At 74.0% G+C, this 16,921-nt stretch carries 11 protein-coding genes; 4 read left to right on the top strand and 7 right to left on the bottom strand.

Annotated elements, in window-relative coordinates:
* Positions 1 to 54 precede the first annotated feature (54 nt).
* Positions 55 to 1,545, top strand: a complete 1,491-nt coding sequence (locus F8R89_RS34605) for an FG-GAP repeat protein (protein ID WP_151787715.1) — start codon at positions 55 to 57, stop codon at positions 1,543 to 1,545.
* A 12-nt stretch (positions 1,546 to 1,557) separates the two neighbouring features.
* Here the strand turns inward: F8R89_RS34605 and F8R89_RS34600 are convergent, their stop codons facing one another.
* Entirely contained in the window at positions 1,558 to 3,639 is a 2,082-nt protein-coding gene (locus F8R89_RS34600; protein WP_151787714.1) for a SpoIIE family protein phosphatase, read from the bottom strand.
* 311 nt (positions 3,640 to 3,950) lie between these two features.
* On the opposite strand from F8R89_RS34600, the gene F8R89_RS34595 reads away from it, so the two are divergent.
* A complete protein-coding gene (locus F8R89_RS34595; protein WP_192806309.1) occupies positions 3,951 to 4,883 on the top strand; it encodes a Rieske 2Fe-2S domain-containing protein in 933 nt (310 codons plus the stop codon).
* 82 nt (positions 4,884 to 4,965) lie between these two features.
* Here F8R89_RS34595 and F8R89_RS34590 read toward each other — a convergent pair whose 3' ends face one another.
* The 3 genes from F8R89_RS34590 to F8R89_RS34580 all read right to left on the bottom strand — a co-directional run bounded on the left by F8R89_RS34590 (position 4,966) and on the right by F8R89_RS34580 (position 7,867).
* Positions 4,966 to 6,828 carry a glycoside hydrolase family 76 protein gene (locus F8R89_RS34590; RefSeq protein WP_151787713.1) on the bottom strand — a complete coding sequence of 621 codons (1,863 nt, stop codon included), beginning with the start codon at positions 6,826 to 6,828 and terminating at the stop codon, positions 4,966 to 4,968.
* A gap of 84 nt (positions 6,829 to 6,912) precedes the next feature.
* Entirely contained in the window at positions 6,913 to 7,299 is a 387-nt protein-coding gene (locus tag F8R89_RS34585) for an ArsR/SmtB family transcription factor (protein ID WP_151787712.1), read from the bottom strand.
* Between the two features lie 193 nt (positions 7,300 to 7,492).
* Positions 7,493 to 7,867, bottom strand: a complete 375-nt coding sequence (locus F8R89_RS34580; RefSeq protein ID WP_151787711.1) for a hypothetical protein — start codon at positions 7,865 to 7,867, stop codon at positions 7,493 to 7,495.
* Positions 7,868 to 8,257: 390 nt separating this feature from the next.
* Between F8R89_RS34580 and F8R89_RS34575 the strand changes: the two genes are divergently transcribed.
* Together F8R89_RS34575 and rph are read left to right on the top strand one after the other, a co-directional pair.
* Positions 8,258 to 10,534 (top strand): catalase, encoded by a 2,277-nt coding sequence (locus F8R89_RS34575; protein WP_151787710.1) that lies wholly within the window; start codon positions 8,258 to 8,260, stop codon positions 10,532 to 10,534.
* Positions 10,535 to 10,790: 256 nt separating this feature from the next.
* Positions 10,791 to 13,388 (top strand): rifamycin-inactivating phosphotransferase Rph, encoded by a 2,598-nt coding sequence (gene rph / locus F8R89_RS34570; protein WP_151787709.1) that lies wholly within the window; start codon positions 10,791 to 10,793, stop codon positions 13,386 to 13,388.
* On the opposite strand, the gene F8R89_RS34565 is transcribed toward rph, so the two are convergent.
* From F8R89_RS34565 to F8R89_RS34555, 3 genes are all read right to left on the bottom strand, one after another.
* Positions 13,367 to 13,873: an ATP-binding protein gene (locus tag F8R89_RS34565; protein WP_151787708.1), complete on the bottom strand. Its 507-nt coding sequence runs from the start codon at positions 13,871 to 13,873 to the stop codon at positions 13,367 to 13,369. The two genes, rph and F8R89_RS34565, sit on opposite strands and share 22 nt — an antisense overlap.
* 216 nt (positions 13,874 to 14,089) lie before the next feature.
* Positions 14,090 to 15,700 carry an MFS transporter gene (locus F8R89_RS34560; RefSeq protein WP_151787707.1) on the bottom strand — a complete coding sequence of 537 codons (1,611 nt, stop codon included), beginning with the start codon at positions 15,698 to 15,700 and terminating at the stop codon, positions 14,090 to 14,092.
* Between the two features lie 143 nt (positions 15,701 to 15,843).
* Entirely contained in the window at positions 15,844 to 16,806 is a 963-nt protein-coding gene (locus F8R89_RS34555) for an SMP-30/gluconolactonase/LRE family protein (protein WP_151787706.1), read from the bottom strand.
* Positions 16,807 to 16,921 lie beyond the last annotated feature (115 nt).

Below are 16,921 nucleotides of genomic sequence, written 5' to 3'. Positions count from 1 at the left end.
TCCCGCGGGTCCAACCCGCACAGCCACACAGGTGCGAGCCCGAGGGAAGACACCATGACACACAGGAAACCGGCGGCCGTCGCCGCCGCCTCCTTCCTGCTCCTGACGGGTGCGGTGATCACCGCCGCCCCCGGCGCCCACGCGGGCGCGCCCGGCGGGACGCACGCCGTCGACCGCGACAGCGACTTCGACGGCGACGGATACGACGACGTCCTCATCGGGGCGCCGACGGGGACCGACGGCAGCCGCAAGAACTCCGGTTACGTCACCGTCCAGTACGGCGGGCCGCGCGGCATCGGCACCGCGTCCGGGACACGCAAGGCCCGCACGGCGGTCTTCGGGCAGAACACGCCCGGTGTGCCCGGCAGCGCCGAGTCCGGTGACGGTTTCGGCGCCGCCGTCGCGAGCGGCGACCTGAACGGTGACGGCTACGACGACGCGATCGTGGCCGTGCCCGGAGAGGACGTCGGCGGGGTGAGGGACGCGGGCCGGGTGACCGTCCTGTTCGGCTCGAAGACCGGGCTCAAGGCGTCGGGCAGCGTCACCTTCGGGGCGGCCACGCCCGCGGCGGACGCCGGGTTCGGGCTCGCGGTGGCCGCCGCCCGGCTGAGCGGGGCCGCACCCGGTGACGTGCTCGCCGTGGCCGACCGGCGGGGCGTGCACCTGTTCACCCACGCGGGCGGGGCGCTCCGCCCCGCGGGCCGCCTCGACACGGTCGGCGCGCCGGGCGACGAGTCGATCCAGCCGGCGTCGCTGACGACCGGTGACTACGACGCCGACGGCTACGCCGACCTGGTCGTCGCGGGCCGCAGCCTGGAGGAGGACGGCCAGGGACGCTCGGCCGTCTACCGGGGCGGGGCCGGCGGCCTCGCCTATGTCCGCGATCTGCCGGGCGGCCCGGCGACGGCCTCCGGGGACATCGACCACGACGGGTACGACGACCTGGTCGCGGGCCGGCCGGACCGGCTGGAGGACGAGTACGAGCCGCTGACCGGCGGCGCCGTCCTGGTGTTCCACGGTGGGCGGGACCTCTTCACCGGCCTGGACGAGTTCGGCCGCCCCGACCAGGTGTGGCTCCAGCGCGATCCCGGGGTGCCGGGCACTCCCGAGCTGGGTGACGGTTTCGGCTACGACGTGTCGCTGGGCGACGCCGACGGGGACGGGTTCGCGGACCTCGCCATCGGTGTGCCCGGCGAGGACATCGGCACCGTGCGGGACGCGGGGATGGTCGTCGTGCTGCGCGGCTCGGCCCGGGGACTGACCACGGCCGGGGTGGTCTCCTTCACCCAGAACACGGCGAACGTGCCGGGCACGGTCGAGAAGGGCGACCGTTTCGGCGCGCAGCTCCGGTTCGCGGACACCGACCGCGACGGCCGCGCCGAGCTGCTGGCGACGGCGCCCGGCGAGAACAGCTCCGAGGGGTCGGTCTGGCACGTCCCCGGGTCGGCCGCCGGGATCGTCACCCGCGGGTCGTGGTCGTACGGTCCGCGTTCCCTGGCGGCGCCGCCCGCCGGCGCGCGGCTCGGGACGGCCGTCGACGAGTGAGCGGGGCGCCCGTCACTCCGGCTTCACCGGGTGGGCCTGGGCGATGAGGAGGGCCACGTCGTCGTGGTCGGAGGGCTTGCGGAGGCTGAGCAGGAGCCGGTCGCAGCGGTCCTCCGGGGCGCTCGGCGGGCCCTCCAGCAGGCTCAGCAGATGGTCCAGCCGCTCGTCGATGGGGTCGTCGCGGGTCTCGACCAGCCCGTCGGTGTAGAGCACGAGCTGGTCGCCGGGGTCGAGGGCGACGGTGGTCGTCTCGAAGGAGCCCCCGCCCACCCCCAGCGGGGTGCCCGACGGCAGGTCGAGGAGTCTCGGCGGGCCCCCGTCGGGCACCAGCGCGGGCGGCAGGTGCCCGGCGGACGCGATCTGCAGCACGTGCTGGTACGGGTCGTACACGGCGTACACGCAGGTGGCGAAGAAGGGGTCCAGGTCCTGTGTGATCTTGTCGAGGTGGGTGAGGATGCGGGCCGGGTCGAGGTCGAGGTCCGCCAGCGTGGACGTGGCGGTGCGCAGCCGGCCCATGGCGGTGGCGGCCGGGATGCCGCTGCCCATGACGTCGCCGACGGCGAGGGCCGTACGGTCGCCGTCGAGGGGGATGATGTCGTACCAGTCGCCGCCGACCTCGCTGAACGCCTGCGCGGGCCGGTAGCGGGCGGCGATCTCCAGGCCGGGGTGGCGGGGCGAGAGCTGCGGGAGCAGGCTGCGCTGGAGGGTCTCGGCGGCGCTGCGGATGTGTTGGTGCAGGATCGCGTTGTCGATGCTGAGCGCGGCGGCCGAGGCCAGTTCGCAGGCGAGGGTGAGGTCGTCCTCGTCGAAGGGGCGCGGGTTGCGGGCCCGGGCGAGGCCCATGACGCCGATGACCTCGCCGCGGGCGATCAGCGGCACCGCCATGTCGGTGTGCACCCCGGCCCGGGCGAGCAGCCGCGCGCCCTCGTCGTCGCCCGCGACCCGCCGGAGGTCGGCCCGCTCCAGGTGGGTGATCAGCTGGGGCTCACGGGTGCGGAAGCAGTGGGCGGCCGGATGGTCGGCGTGGTAGGTCGTGAGGTGGCCGGGCTGGATGATCGCCTCGGAGGCGTCGGTCGGATAGGCGGTCTTGACCGCGAGGGCGCGGAACAGCGGGAGTCCGTCGCCGGAGTCGGGGCGCCCCGCCTGGAGCAGGGAGTCGAGGATGTCGACGGCGATCATGTCGGCCAGGTCGGGGACGAGGACGTCGGCGAGTTCCTGCGCGGTCCGCTCGACCTCCAGGGTGGTGCCGATCCGGGCCGAGCCGTCGGCCATCATGCGCAGCCGCTGCTGCGCCCGCTCGGCCCGCTGCGCCGACTCGTAGCGGTCGGTGACGTCGACGATGACGTTGGCGATGCCCAGGATCTGCCCGGTGTGGTCCTCCAGGCGGTACAGGGAGACGGCCCAGGCGTGGTCGCTGTCCGGGTCGGCCCGGGTGCGTCCGACCACCTGCCGGTCGACCAGGGGCAGGCCGGTCTCCAGGACCTCGCGCATCTGCGCCTCGGCGACCGCGAACGGCGCGCCGGGCAGGATCTCGCGGAAGCCGCGCCCCATGTGACCGGCCTCGGAGACGCCGTGCATCGCCGCGAGAGCGGGGTTGACGGCCACGTAGCGCAGTTCGGTGTCGAGGACGGCGAGCCCGATGGGTGCCTGGGTGACGAGCTGGCTGGACAGGGCGACCTTGCGCTCCACCTGGCGCAGCGTCGCCCGGTCCGTGGCGAGGCCCAGCGCGTAGTGGTCGCCGATGTTGTCCGTCAGCCGCATGTTGCGGAACTCCACCGTGCGGATGCCGCCGTCCTTGTGCCGGACGGGGAAGACGCCCGCCCAGTCCTCGCCGCTCTCCATGACCGAGGCGAACAGCCGGATGGCCTCGGCGCGGTGTTCCGGGTCGACGAGGAGCCGGGCCGCGTACTGTCCGAGGGCCTCCTCGCCGGAGTACCCGAACAGCGCCTCGGCCTGGGGGCTCCACATGTCGATCCGGCCGTCGGCCTCGACCAGCACCGCGGCGACGCCGAGCAGGTCCATGAGCCCGCTGGCGCCGGAGGTGGCCCCCTGCGGGAACTCCGGCCGCGCCGGACGCTGATTCGCTCGGCCCATCACACTCGCCCCTCTTCCCGTCCCACCGGCGTACCGCTGTCCGCACCCCGCCGATGACGGCGTTCTTCCCACAGGTCGGCGACCTGTTCACGATGCGGCACGGGGCGTACGACGGCCAGGGGACTCGCCGGGACCGCCGAGCGCCCTCCGTCCTCCCGGCGGTCCGGCACCCGGCACACGACCCACACCATGATCAACCCGTCGCCTCGGTCAGCACATCACTCCTGCCTTCCATGGTCCGCCAGACGGGCTCCGCGGGGGCGGTCGACGGGCTCGTTTGCCACGTCCCGGGGGTGGGGACCCGGGCCGGCATGAGCGAATCGCCACGCCGTCCACTGGGACGGAACCGCGTCCTGTCGCTGCTGGACCGCCTGGAGCGCGAGCCCGCGGCCGACAGAGTCATCGATGCGCTGCGCTCGGGGGTGCGGGCCCTGCCCCTGGGGCGCGGCCGCGACGCGCTGCACGGCCGGTGGCTGGGGCATCCGCTGCATCCGCTGATGGTGCAGGTGCCCATCGGCAGCTGGATGTCGGCGGCCGTCCTGGATCTGCGCCCCGGCCGCTCCCGCGAGTCCCGGCTGCTCGTCGCGCTGGGGCTGGCGACCGCGGGGCCCGCCGCCGTCGCCGGCTGGGTCGACTGGGCCGAGCTGCACCGGCAGCAGCAGCGCGTCGGTCTCGTGCACGCCCTGTCCAACATCGCCGCCGTCGGCCTGTACGCCACCTCGCTGAGCTGCCGCCTGCGGGGCCGCGAGGCGGCGGGCCGGGCGTACGGCTTCCTCGGTCTGACGGCGGTCGGGGTCGGCGGCATGCTGGGCGGCCATCTCGCCTACCGGCAGGCGTCCGGCGCCAATCACGCGGAGGAGGTGCCGCACGTCGTGACGGAGGGCTGGCACCGGGTCGGGGCCGTCGCCGACTTCCCGGCCGGGGAGCCGGTCCGGCGCAGCGTCGACGACGTACCGGTGCTGGTCGTGCGGGAGCCCGGCGGGCAGGTGCACGCGCTGGCCGAGCGGTGCAGTCATCTCGCCGGGCCGCTTTCGGAGGGCACGGTCGCCGACGGCTGTGTGCGCTGCCCCTGGCACGGCAGTGTCTTCCGGCTGTCGGACGGCTGGAACGTCAGCGGTCCCGCCACCGCCCCGCAGCCCTCGTTCGAGACCCGGATCACCGACGGGCACGTGGAGGTGCGGCTGCGCCACCAGAACGGCGGACGACCCACCCGCGAGCGGGTCGCCCACTCCGCGCGCCGGTGACACGGGGGCTCCGTCGGGCGGCCCGGTCGGCGGAGAAGCCGTCCTCCGGGCGTCGCGGCATGCCCACCGGCCGACTCCGGCGTCACCGGCGCCCTGGGACCTCCACCGCGGTGAGCGCTTCCAGGGCGCTGGCCTGTGTCCGCCAGTCCGCCGGGTCGGGGGTGGTGCCGGCCCAGCGCTGGCCCAGGCGGTTGAGCGGGTCCCGGTCGTGGTCCCAGACGGAGTCGGCCTGGCGGGTGAGGTAGGCGCGGTAGGTCGCCGACCCGGTGGCGTCGGCGAGGTCGGCGAGATGGCGGACGAAGATGCCTTTGAACTGCTTCTGGTTGTCGTCGCAGGACGCGGTGCCGATGTCGCAGGACTCGGTCAGGACGCCGTCGCGGGTCAGCCGGGGTGAGGTGATGGCCGCGTCGGCGAGGCGGCGGGCCGTGTCCAGGTACCGGGTCTCGCCGGTGGTGCGCCACAGCTGGGTGAATGCGCCGAGGGCGAGGCCCTGGTTGTAGCTCCACACCGTCTGCCCGTTGTTGGCGCAGCTCGCCGTCAGACCGTCGTTCACCAGTCCGGCCGCGTCGATCAGTCCGCTGCCCAGGTACCAGTCCGCGGCCGCCGCAGACCGGCCGCCCCACAGGGTGTCGCCGGGCAGCCGCTGGTGCAGGGCGGTCGTCAGCCACAGGTACAGGCCGTTGGTGACGGCGTTCTTGTAGGTGCGCTCCCGGTCCCACCACACACCGCCGCCGCAGGTGCGCGGGTCCCAGAACCCGTGCACGTACGACGTGATGGTGACGGCCTCGTCGAGGTAGCGCCGCTCACGGGTGAGGTCGTACGCGGTCAGCCAGGCCACCGCCCACCAGGCGGCGTCGTCGATCGCGCGGCTGATGAAGTGCCCCTCGACGGGATCGGAGCTTCGCGCGCCGGCCGGGAAGACGCCCTTGTTCTGCTCGAAGGTGCGGGCGATCGCCCAGTCGTAGTCGTGCCGGCCGGTGCGGTGCGCGAACTCGGCCACCGTGGTCACGGCGACCGCCGAGTTCCACCAGCTGCTCCGCCACCAGCCCTCGTCGGTCCGGTACCACGCCATCAGCGCGTCGGCCGCGGCCCGGGCGCGGGTCGGGGCGGGCCGTGCCCACGCCGTGCAGCCGCCCTCCTGGCGGTCGGCCGCCCGTCCGCAGGCCCGTACCGCCCCGCCGTACAGCAGGCCGCGCGGATCGCGGGTCGCGATCATGACGGTCCGGGTGGCGGACGCGCCCGCCGGTACGGCCGTACGGCCCAGGGAGGAGCCCTCGGGCCAGGTGGCGCCGCCGTCCCAGGAGCGGTCCAGCCAGATCTCGTCGCCGGCGCCGCCCCGCGCGATCGTCGCCCAGGCCATGCCGCGCGCCTGGTCCACGTGCAGGTCGATGGTCCGCCCGAACAGGGTGGCCGCCGGCACCGGCCGGTCGTCGCCGGTCGCCCCGGCGGGGTCGTCACCGTCACAGGACGTGCCGTCGCACACGGTGGGGTACACCCAGTCGGTGCAGGTGACGGCCGCCGCGTCGCCGCAGGCCCGGATCCAGCCGCGCCGGTGGGCGACCGGATCGGTGAGGTTGTACATGAGGGTGCGGGTACCGGTCCAGGTCGCCGGCACGGACGCCTTGCCGAGCAGGGGCTCCCAGGTGGCGCCGCGGTCCCAGGACCGGTCCAGCCATACGGCGTCGCCGGTGACGGCGCGGTCGATGCTCGCCCAGGCCATGGAGTCCGGGTCGGAGACGTGCAGGCGCAGCAGGCGCCCGTTGACGACGCGGTCGGCGACCGGGAAGGCGTCCTGCCGTGCCTTCGACGGGTCGAGGGTGTCGCAGGCGAGGGCGCACACCGGTGCCGGGGCGGCGTGCGCCGGGGCGGGCAGGGCGGCGAGGCAGGCCGCGGCGGTCACCAGGGCCACCAGGGCGCCGGCGAGACGGCGCATACGTGTCGGCATGACGTTCGGCTCCTGTCCCTCGCGCCACCGGAACTCCGTCATGTCCACGACAGCACCGCGGGCCCACCTTGTCCAGAGCCCTCGTCAGCCCGGGCCGTCACCGCCGGGCTGCCGGGCGGCCGCGGCCACCGGCGGCGCGGGGCCGTCGGACTGCTGCAGCTCCGCGAGGAGCTGGTTACGGCCGGCCAGCAGCTCGGTGAGGATGCGCCGGGCGGCCCGGAGCAGTTCGGCCACGTCACCACCGGCGAGCGCGTAGCTGACGGTCGAACCCTCCCGGATGGAGACCACGATGCCCGCGCGCCGCAGCACCGCCAGCTGCTGCGAGAGGCTGGAGGGTTCGATCTCGATGTCGGCGAGCAGGTCCCGGACCTGGACCGGTCCGTGCTGCAGCAGTTCCAGCACCCTGATGCGTGCCGGGTGCCCGAGCATGCGGAAGAACTCCGCCTTGGCTTGATAGAGGGGAACTTGCATCACGCTCTTCCTGCCGGTCCGTAGGTGCCTGTCCCCATGACGCGACGGACCCGGGGGCCGGTCGCGTCATGGGGGTCCCACTCATCTTGCTGGGCCCGGGCGGCCGGCGTTCACGAAGTGCGGCCCTCTCCATGTGATGACTTGAAGAAGTCTTCAACTCGTGGGCGCACGGCGGCCCGGAGCGGTCGCGGGTTCAGACCTCGAGCTGTTCCTCGAGCCGCTTGAGCTGGTGGCGGGCCATGGCGAGGTTGGAGCGGGCCTTGTCCAGGACGAGGTACAGGAACAGCCCGTTGCCGCTGCGCCCGGCGACCAGCCGGATGACGTGGTACTGGTTGTTCAGCGTGATCAGGATGTCCTCCACCGCGCCCTTGAGGCCGAGGTGCTCCATGGTCCGCACCTTGGCGCGGATGACGTCCGTGTTCCCCGCGGCGGCGACGTTCAGGTCCAGGTCCTTCCCCCCGCCGAGGGTGCCGAGGGCCATGCCGCTGGTGTAGTCGACCACCGCCGCGCCCAGCGCCCCCTCGATCCCCGCCATCATCTCCTTCAGCGTCACTTCCACGTTCGCCATCTGCGCCTCCCCTTGTCGGTGCTCTGACGGGCGCCGGATCCGGGCCCGCGAACGAGACCGTAGGACGATCCGAGGGGGCCGGGAGGCGGCCTGCGCGGGAACGACACCGACCGATCGGAAGATACGAAGAACGGATCGCCAGACGATCACCGCTGACCGTCCCTTGCCCGCCTCGCTACGGCGGAGGCATCGAGACGCTCGGTCGGCATGCGGGCGAACGTACGGGGTGTTTCTCTTGAGCGGCCTGGTCCGATGGGACGTATGGGGCGTACGGGACTGCCGGGGCGGGGGATATGTCCGGCACAACCGGGTACCCGGCGCCGGACCTCACGGCAGCCGGCACGGGTCGCCGGCCGGCCGTGGCCGGCAGGAAGCAGAGGAACGATAGCGATGAGCCAGCCCAACCCCCTCAAGCGGGCGGCGGACAAGGTCACCGAAGCGGTTCAGGGCGCCGGCGCGGGTCCGGAGGAGGGAATCCCCGGCAAGCCCGCCCCCCAGTCCCCGGCGCTCGCGGAACCGACCGAGCCGCGCGAGCCCCTGCCGCCCAAGCCCGACCAGAGCGGGCCGGACACGATGTCGCCCACCGGCCAGGCGACGGGGGCGGCGCGCGCCCGCATGGCACAGTCCGGCGCCTATCTGACGGACGCCCAGGGCGTCCGCCGCCACGACACGGACCACTCGCTCAAGGCGGGCCCGCGCGGCCCGGTCCTGCTCCAGGACCACCACCTGCGCGAGAAGGTCATGCACTTCGACCACGAGCGCATCCCGGAGCGCGTCGTGCACGCGCGCGGCGCGGCGGCGCACGGCGTCTTCAAGAGCTACGGCACGGCGTCGTCGGTGACGAAGGCGGCGTTCCTGGCGCCGGGCGTGGAGACGCCGGTGTTCGTGCGCTTCTCCACCGTGCTGGGCTCCCGCGGTTCCGCCGACACGGTACGGGACACGCGCGGCTTCGCGACGAAGTTCTACACCGAGGAGGGCGTCTTCGACCTCGTCGGCAACAACATCCCGGTCTTCTTCATCCAGGACGCCATCAAGTTCCCGGACGTCATCCACGCCGGCAAGCCCCACCCGGACCGGGAGATCCCGCAGGCGCAGAGCGCGCACGACACCTTCTGGGACTTCGTCTCCCTGCACACCGAGGCCACCCACCACACGCTGTGGAACATGTCCGACCGGGGCATCCCGCGCTCGTACCGCATGATGGAGGGCTTCGGCGTCCACACGTTCCGGCTCGTGGCGGAGGACGGCTCCACGACGCTGGTGAAGTTCCACTGGAAGCCGAAGCTCGGTGTGCACTCGCTGGTGTGGGAGGAGGCGCAGATCGCGGGCGGCGTCGACCCCGACTTCCACCGCCGTGACCTCGCCGACGCCATCGAGGCCGGCGCCTACCCGGAGTGGGAGCTGGGCATCCAGACCTTCCCCGACACCCCCGACCAGATGTTCGAGGGCATCGACCTGCTCGACGCGACGAACCTCGTCCCCGAGGAGCTGGCCCCGGTGCAGCCGATCGGGCTGCTCACCCTGAACCGCAACCCGTCGAACTTCTTCGCCGAGACCGAGCAGGTCGCCTTCCACGTCGGCCATCTGGTCCCCGGGATCGACGTCACCGACGACCCGCTGCTCGCCGGGCGCCTGTTCTCGTACCTGGACACCCAGATCACCCGCCTCGGCGGCCCGAACTTCGCGCAGATCCCGATCAACCGGCCGCACGCGCCGGTCAACGACATGCACCGCGACGGCTTCCACCAGGACGCCGTGCACCGCGGCGTCGCCCCGTACCGGCCCAACTCCCTCGACGGGGGCTGCCCGTTCCTGGCCGGCGCGGACAACGGCGCGTACATCGAGACGCCGGTGGTGGTGCCGGAGAGCACGAAGGTCCGCGAGGCGCCCGAGTCGTTCTCCGACCACTACAGCCAGGCGCGCCGGTTCTGGCTCAGCATGAGCGCCATCGAGCAGGAGCACATCGTCGGCGCGTACACGTTCGAGCTCGGCAAGTGCTACGAACAGGCCGTCAAGGAGCGGGCGTTGCTGACGCTCGCCAACATCGACCCCGGCCTGTGCGCACGCGTCGCGGAGGGCCTGGGACTGCCCGCGCCCGAGCCGACCGTGCCGCTCGCCGACGTCGAGCCGAGTCCGGCGCTGTCCCAGGTCGGGCAGGTCTGGCCGACCGACGGGCGGCTCGTCGGCATCGTGACCGCCGAGGGCGGCGACCTGGACGGGGTGCGGTCGGTGCGGGAGGCGGTCCTCGACGCGGACATGGTGCCGCTGGTCGTCGCCCCGGCCGGCGGCACGCTGGGCTCGGGCGACGGCGCGGTGACCGTGCAGCGGACGTTCGTGACCGCGCGGTCCATCGAGTTCGACGCGCTGCTGGTCGCGGGCGCGCCGACCGCCGGGGACGACGCCCACGGCTCCCGTGACGCCAAGGCGCTGCCCTCCGGCCCCCGGGCGGGCACCGACCCGCGCGTGGTGCAGTTGCTGGCGGAGGCGTTCCGGCACGGCAAGGCGATCGGCGTCTGGGCGGGCGGCGAGGCGGCCCTGGAGGCGGCCGGCATCCCGGTCGACGCGCCGGGCGTCGTGGTCGGTGCCGACGGCGCGGCCACGCTGGAGCAGGTGCGGGAGCTGATGGGCGCGCACCGCGTCTGGGAGCGGTTCACCACGACCGTCTGAGGGACGCGGGCGTCCGCGTGGACGCCCCGGCGCGAGGGGCGAGGCGGACGCCTGAACACGAAGGGCGAGGAGATCTTCTCCTCGCCCTTCTCAACGTATAGCCCACCCGGGGGCTTGCGGCAAGGCCCCCACGGGGGCGCAGAATCGTCGGCCGTTGCCACTGCCTGCGGAAATGAGGGCTCGACGTGCTTGTGGTGTTGTCGGCGTACCCACGCTCCCACCGTCCCCGCGGGGCGGCCGTGCCGGAGGGGGCGCGATGAGCGGGCGTCTGGTGGTGGATCTTCGGGACGTCGACGCGACGGGGCTCGCCGAGGCCGGCGGCAAGGGCGCCTGCCTGGGCGAGCTGTCCCGGATCGACGGGGTCCGGGTGCCGGCCGGGTTCTGTGTGACGACGCACGCCTTCCGGCGGATCATGGAGGAGGCCACCGGGGTCGAGGAACTGCTCGACCGGCTGTCCCGCGTGGACGCCGGCGACCGGGAGGCGCTCCGTTCCCTCGCCGCCCGACTGCGCCGGGCCATCGAGGGGACGCCGCTCCCGGACGAGGTGGCGGCGGCGATCACCGGCGCGCTCGCCCGCCACGGTGAGGGCGCGGCGTACGCCGTACGGTCCAGCGCGACGGCCGAGGACCTGCCGACCGCGTCCTTCGCGGGCCAGCAGGACACGTACCTGAACGTCGTCGGCACGCAGGAGATCCTCCGGCACGTCGGCCGGTGCTGGGCCTCCCTGTTCACCGAGCGGGCGGTGACCTACCGCGGGCGTCAGGGCGTCGACCACCGTACGGTCCACATGGCCGTGGTCGTGCAGCGGATGGTCGTGCCGCGGGCGTCCGGCATCCTGTTCACCGCCGACCCGGTCACGGGCGACCGCCGCACGGCGACCGTGGACGCCGGCCTGGGGCTCGGCGAATCACTGGTGTCGGGGCTGGTGGACCCGGACGTCCTCGCGGTGCGGGACGGCGAGGTCGTCGAGCGGACGACCGCCGTGAAGCGGCGCGCCCTGCACGCCCTGCCCGGCGGCGGGACACGGGAGACGCCCGTCGAGGAACAGCGGCAGCGGGAACCGGTATTGACGGACCGTCATGCCGTGGAGCTGGTCGCGCTCGGCCGGCGGATCGAGGCGCACTTCGGCAGCCCCCAGGACATCGAGTGGTGCCTGGACGACAACGGTTTCCACATCGTGCAGAGCCGGCCGATCACCACCCTGTTCCCCGTCCCCGAGCGGGACGACGACGCCTTCCGCGTCTATCTCTCCGTCGGGCACCAGCAGATGATGACCGACGCCATGAAGCCCCTGGGCCTGTCGGTCTGGCAGCTGACGGCCCTGGCACCGATGTACGAGGCCGGCGGGCGGCTGTTCGTCGACGCCACCGCCCGGCTGGAGGCGCCCGGGAGCCGGGCCGCTCTCCTGGACGTCGTCGGCCGCGGCGACCCGCTGACCCGGGACGCGCTGGAAACGGTCCTGGAGAACGGCGAGTTCGGGCCGGCGCCCGCGGAGGCGGGCGGTGGGCAGCCGCCCGCCGGTGACGGCGACGTCCCGGAGGAGACCGATCCCGCCGTCGTCACCGAGCTGATCGAGCGCAGCCGGCGCTCCCAGCACGCGCTGGAGCGGGACATCCGCACGAAGAGCGGTCCCGCGCTGTTCGCGTTCCTGCGGGAGGCGTTCGAGGAGCACAAGCGGGTGGTCGGTGATCCGCTGAACATCCGCGCCATCATGGCGGGCATGGAGGCCACCTGGTGGCTCAACGACCGGCTGGAGGACTGGCTCGGCGAGAAGAACGCCGCCGACACGCTCACCCTGTCCGCCCCCGACAACGTGACCTCGCAGATGGGGCTGGCGCTGCTCGACGTCGCCGACGTGGTCCGCGGGCACCCCGAGGTGGTCGCCTTCCTCCAGGGCGTCGAGGACGACGGCTTCCTGGACGAGCTGCCCAAGGTCCCCGGTGGTGTGGAGGCGCGGGACGCCATCGAGGCGTACCTCGACCGGTACGGCATGCGCTGCGTCGGCGAGATCGACATCACGCGGCCCCGCTGGCGGGAGCGGCCCAGCGCGCTGGTGCCGGTCGTCCTCGACCATGTCCGCGGCTTCGAACCGGGCGCCGCCGCGCGCCGTTTCGAGGAGGGCCGGCGCAGGGCGCTCGCTAAGGAGCGCGAGGTGCTGGAGCGGCTGCGGGAGCTGCCGGACGGGGAGCGCAGGGCCGACGCGACCCGCCGGATGATCGCGCAGGTCCGCGCGTTCGCCGGCTACCGGGAGTACCCGAAGTACGCCATCGTCAGCCGCTCCTTCGTCTACCGGCAGGCGCTGCTGCGGGAGGCCGACGAGCTGGTGCGGGCCGGTGTCCTCGCCGACCGGGACGACGTCCACCACCTGACGTTCGACGAGTTCGAGCAGGCGGTGCGCACGCGCCGGGTGGACGCGGGGCTGGTGCGGCGCCGCAAGGACGCCTTCCGGTCGTACCAGGCGCTCACCCCGCCCCGGGTGCTCACCTCGGACGGGGTGGCCCTGTCGGGCTCGTACCGGCGCGACGACGTGCCGGAGGGGGCGCTGGCCGGTCTGGCGGTGTCCGGGGGGACCGTGGAGGGCCGGGCCCGGGTCGTCCTCGACATGGCGGACGCCGATCTGGAGGCGGGCGACATCCTGGTCACCCCGTTCACGGACCCCAGCTGGTCACCGCTGTTCGTGGGGATCGCGGGCCTGGTGACGGAGGTGGGCGGTCTGATGACGCACGGCGCGGTGATCGCCCGGGAGTACGGCCTGCCGGCCGTGGTCGGGGTGGAGGGGGCGACCCGGCTGATCCAGGACGGGCAGCGGATCCGGGTGCACGGGACGGACGGCTATATCGAGCTTCTGTCCTGACCGGCCGGGCGGGCCTCGGCGCCGGCGGCCGGGGGCTCGTCCGCGAGGCCGATCCGGGCGGTGATGCGCTTGCCGACCTCTTCCCGCTGGGCTGAGAAGCCCTGGGCGACGGCCATCACGATCTCCAGTCCGTGCTGTCCGACCCGGCCCGCGTCGGCGGCCCGGGCGACCGGCAGCACGGGGTCGGAGTCCCACACGGCGACCTCCACCACGTCGCCGTCGATGCTGAGGTCCATCCGGGCCGGGCCCGGCGCGTACTTGCGGGCGTTGGTGACCAGTTCGCTGACGACCAGCTGGGTGAGGTCCATGCCGCGCTGGGACAGCCGCACCCCGTACTCGTTCTGCGCCCGTGTCAGGAAGGCGACGGCCATGTGGCGGGCGTGGGCGATGGCCGTGCCGTCCCCGTCCAGCGCGATGCTCGTGCGCAGCACGGACGTGCCGGCCGCGCCCCCGCTCTGGTCACCCGTGGGCTCTGAATCCCTCATCACTGCCTGCGCTCCCCGTTCGTCCGCCCGCGCCTACCCACACGCTGGCGGTCCACTCCCCTCGCCCGGTCGCCGTCCGGCCCGCTCCCCCCGGCCACGCCGTCCGATGCCGCCGCCCCCGGCGCCCCGGGCACGAAGACCCAGCGTGTCAGTATCGCCCACCGGGCTCGAGCCCGCACCGCCGACCCGGATTCCGGACGGCTCCGCGCCGTCCGGTCAGGCGGAGCGGGGCTGGGTGGCCGGGATGCGCGAGGTGAGGAACAGGGCGAGGGCGCAGGCGAAGGCGAGGATGGCGAGGGCCGCGCGCAGCCCGTCCAGCCGCGCCTCGGCGTTGGCGTCCAGCGCCGCCCGGGCGACCTCCTCGTCCACGCCCGCCTCGTCGAGCGCGGTCCTGAGCTGGGCGTCCGACAGGAACGTCACCCCGCTCTGCAGTTGGACCGCGGCCCGGTCCTTGACCTCGGCCGGCACGGCGGGGTTCTGCTCGAAGCTCGTCAGGAACGACGAGGCGAGCACGCCGATCAGGAGGGACCCGGCGAGGGCGGTGCCGATGGACGAGCCGAGGTTGGTGACGGCGTTCTGGATGCCGCCGACCTCCGCGCTCTGCTCGTCCGGCACCGCGGACACGGTGACCGAGCCGAGCTGGGAGGCGAGCGCGCCCGTGCCCAGCCCGATCAGCAGGAACGGCACGGTGACGATCTCCGCCCCGGCGTCGGCGTCCAGCGCCGCCATCAGGACGACCGCGCCGGCGAGCAGGGCGAGGATGCCGAGGCGGACGACGCGCCGGGGTGAGACGTCGGGGAGGAAGCGGGGGATCAGGGTGGCCGCCGCCAGCAGGGTCAGCGAGAGCGGCAGCAGGCGCGCGCCGGTCTGGAGCGCGGACAGGCCGAGGGCGATCGACAGATAGAGCGGGACGACGAAGAAGACGCCCATGAGCACCAGGTACTGGAAGAAGAACATGGTGAGCCCGCCGGTGAGCTGCCTGACCCGCAGCAGCGCCGGGTCGAGCAGCGGGTCGCGGTGCCGGGCCACCAGGTGCTCCTCCCAGTGCAGGAACACCCGGATCAGCAGCACGCCGGCCAGCATCAGCCAGACGACGAGGGACACGCCGAGCCAGTCGGGGGCGCCGGGCCTGGGGCGGAACCAGCCCCATTCGTCGGAGCGGAGCACGCCGTAGACGAAGGTGCCGAGGCCGAGGGCGGACAGGGCCGCGCCGATGAGGTCGAGGCGGGGCCGTCCGGCGCCCAGCGGGTCGCGGATGTGCCGGGCCACCGACAGGATGACGGCGACCACCAGCACCTCCCCGGCGAACACCCAGCGCCAGGACAGATAGGTGGTGGCGAAGCCGCCGATCAGGGGGCCCAGCGCGATCGCCACCGCGCCGGCCGCGGCGACGAGCCCGTAGGCGGCGGGGCGCCGCTCCGCCGGGAAGTTGCCCGCCACCAGGGCGACGATCGCGGGCAGGATGAGGGCCGCGCCGACGCCCTCCAGGAAGGACCAGCCGAGCAGCAGCACCGGCAGGTTCGGGGCGAGGGAGGTGGTGAGGGAGCCGCATCCGTAGATGACGCAGCCGAGGGTGAAGGCGCGCCGGCGGCCGACGATCGCCCCGATCTTCCCGCCCGGGATCATGAGCATGGCCATCACCAGGGTGTACGCGGTGATGGCGCCCTGGATGCCGGTGACGGTCGTGCCCACGTCGTCGGCGACCGTCGCGATGGAGACGTTCATGACGGAGCTGTCGAGCGCCATGAGGAACTGTCCGGCGGCGAGCGTCCACAGGACGAGCCGCCCCTTCGTCGCATCCCCGGCCGTGCCGGTCCCGGACGTCATGAGCCAGACATTGCCGCGCGTCCGTGCCGTGTCCTGGCCGCGTCGCCGAGTTCAGCCGCTCGGCGCACACGTGTGGCCGTACCGGCGTGCGCGGCCCGTCCGCTCCCCCGTGGAGGGCGGCCCGCCGCACGCCGTACCGCGGCTCAGCCGCCGGCCCCGCACATCGGGTCGTCCAGGGCGGTCACCGTGTAGGGCGGGGTGCCGGGCGGTTCGTTCTGGCTGTTGACGACGTAGAGGCGGCACGCGTGGCGGGCCAGCGTGGTGGGCAGGTCGAAGGGGGCGCCGGTGACGCGGTGGACGACCGTGCCGGTGCGCAGGTCCGCGTCGAGCCGGGCGATGTACACGCCGTGCGGGGCGCCGTAGTTGAGGACGGCGTACAGGGTGCGGCCGTGCAGCACCATGCCGTCCGCGCCGAAGGACTCCTCCCCCAGGTCGAGGCGGCTGACCGCGCGGGTGGCGGTGTCGATGCGCCAGACGGCCTCCGTGCCGTTGGAGGCGACGAGCAGTGTGCGTCCGGCTGGGTCGGCGACGATGCCGTTGAGCAGCCAGTACCGGTCGGGGAAGCCGGGGAACGCGCCACGCACGTCGGCCCACGGCTCCAGCGGTCCGACCCTGCCGTTGCGCAGGGAGGCGCGCAGGACGACCGGGTTGGCCCAGTCGGTGACGTAGACGGCGTCGCGGGTGACCACGAGGTCGTTCAGGTCGGGGGCGCCCAGAGGGCCCTCGGGGGCGTCCACGGTCTGCAGGAGGCGACCGTCCGGCGCGTGCACGGTGAGCCGGTCCCGGCCGACGGAGAGGACGCGGCCCGCGCGGTCGGTGTGGACGCCCCGGGTGCTGCCCCGGGAGGTGGCGCCCTCCGCCGGGAAGGGCCGCATCCGGGGCGAGGTCACCCGGCCCCGGTACAGGGCGCCGGTGCCGTCGGAGGACACGTACAGGGTGCCGTCGGGGCGGACGTCGATGCCCTCGGGCAGAGTGCCCGGGGTGCGGGAGACGACGTACGTGCCGGGCAGCGGGCGGCCGGTGCCCGCGGCGGGCACGGCGGTCGTGCCGATCAGCAGGGCGGCGGCCGCGAGCGCCGGTGCGACGAGCCGGTGCGGTACGGACATCTGGCCTCCAGGGGGTCGTGACACCGGCGGGGGTGCCGGATCCGCACCGCAGGATCGCCGCCCGCCGGTCGTGCGCGCCCGTCCTTTCGGGCAGGGCCGAAACCCGGTCCGCTCC

This window comes from Streptomyces sp. SS1-1, assembly GCF_008973465.1.
Taxonomy (GTDB): domain Bacteria; phylum Actinomycetota; class Actinomycetes; order Streptomycetales; family Streptomycetaceae; genus Streptomyces.
The sequence above is the reverse complement of the archived record's forward strand: the minus strand, read 5'-3'. Positions and strand labels throughout refer to the sequence as shown.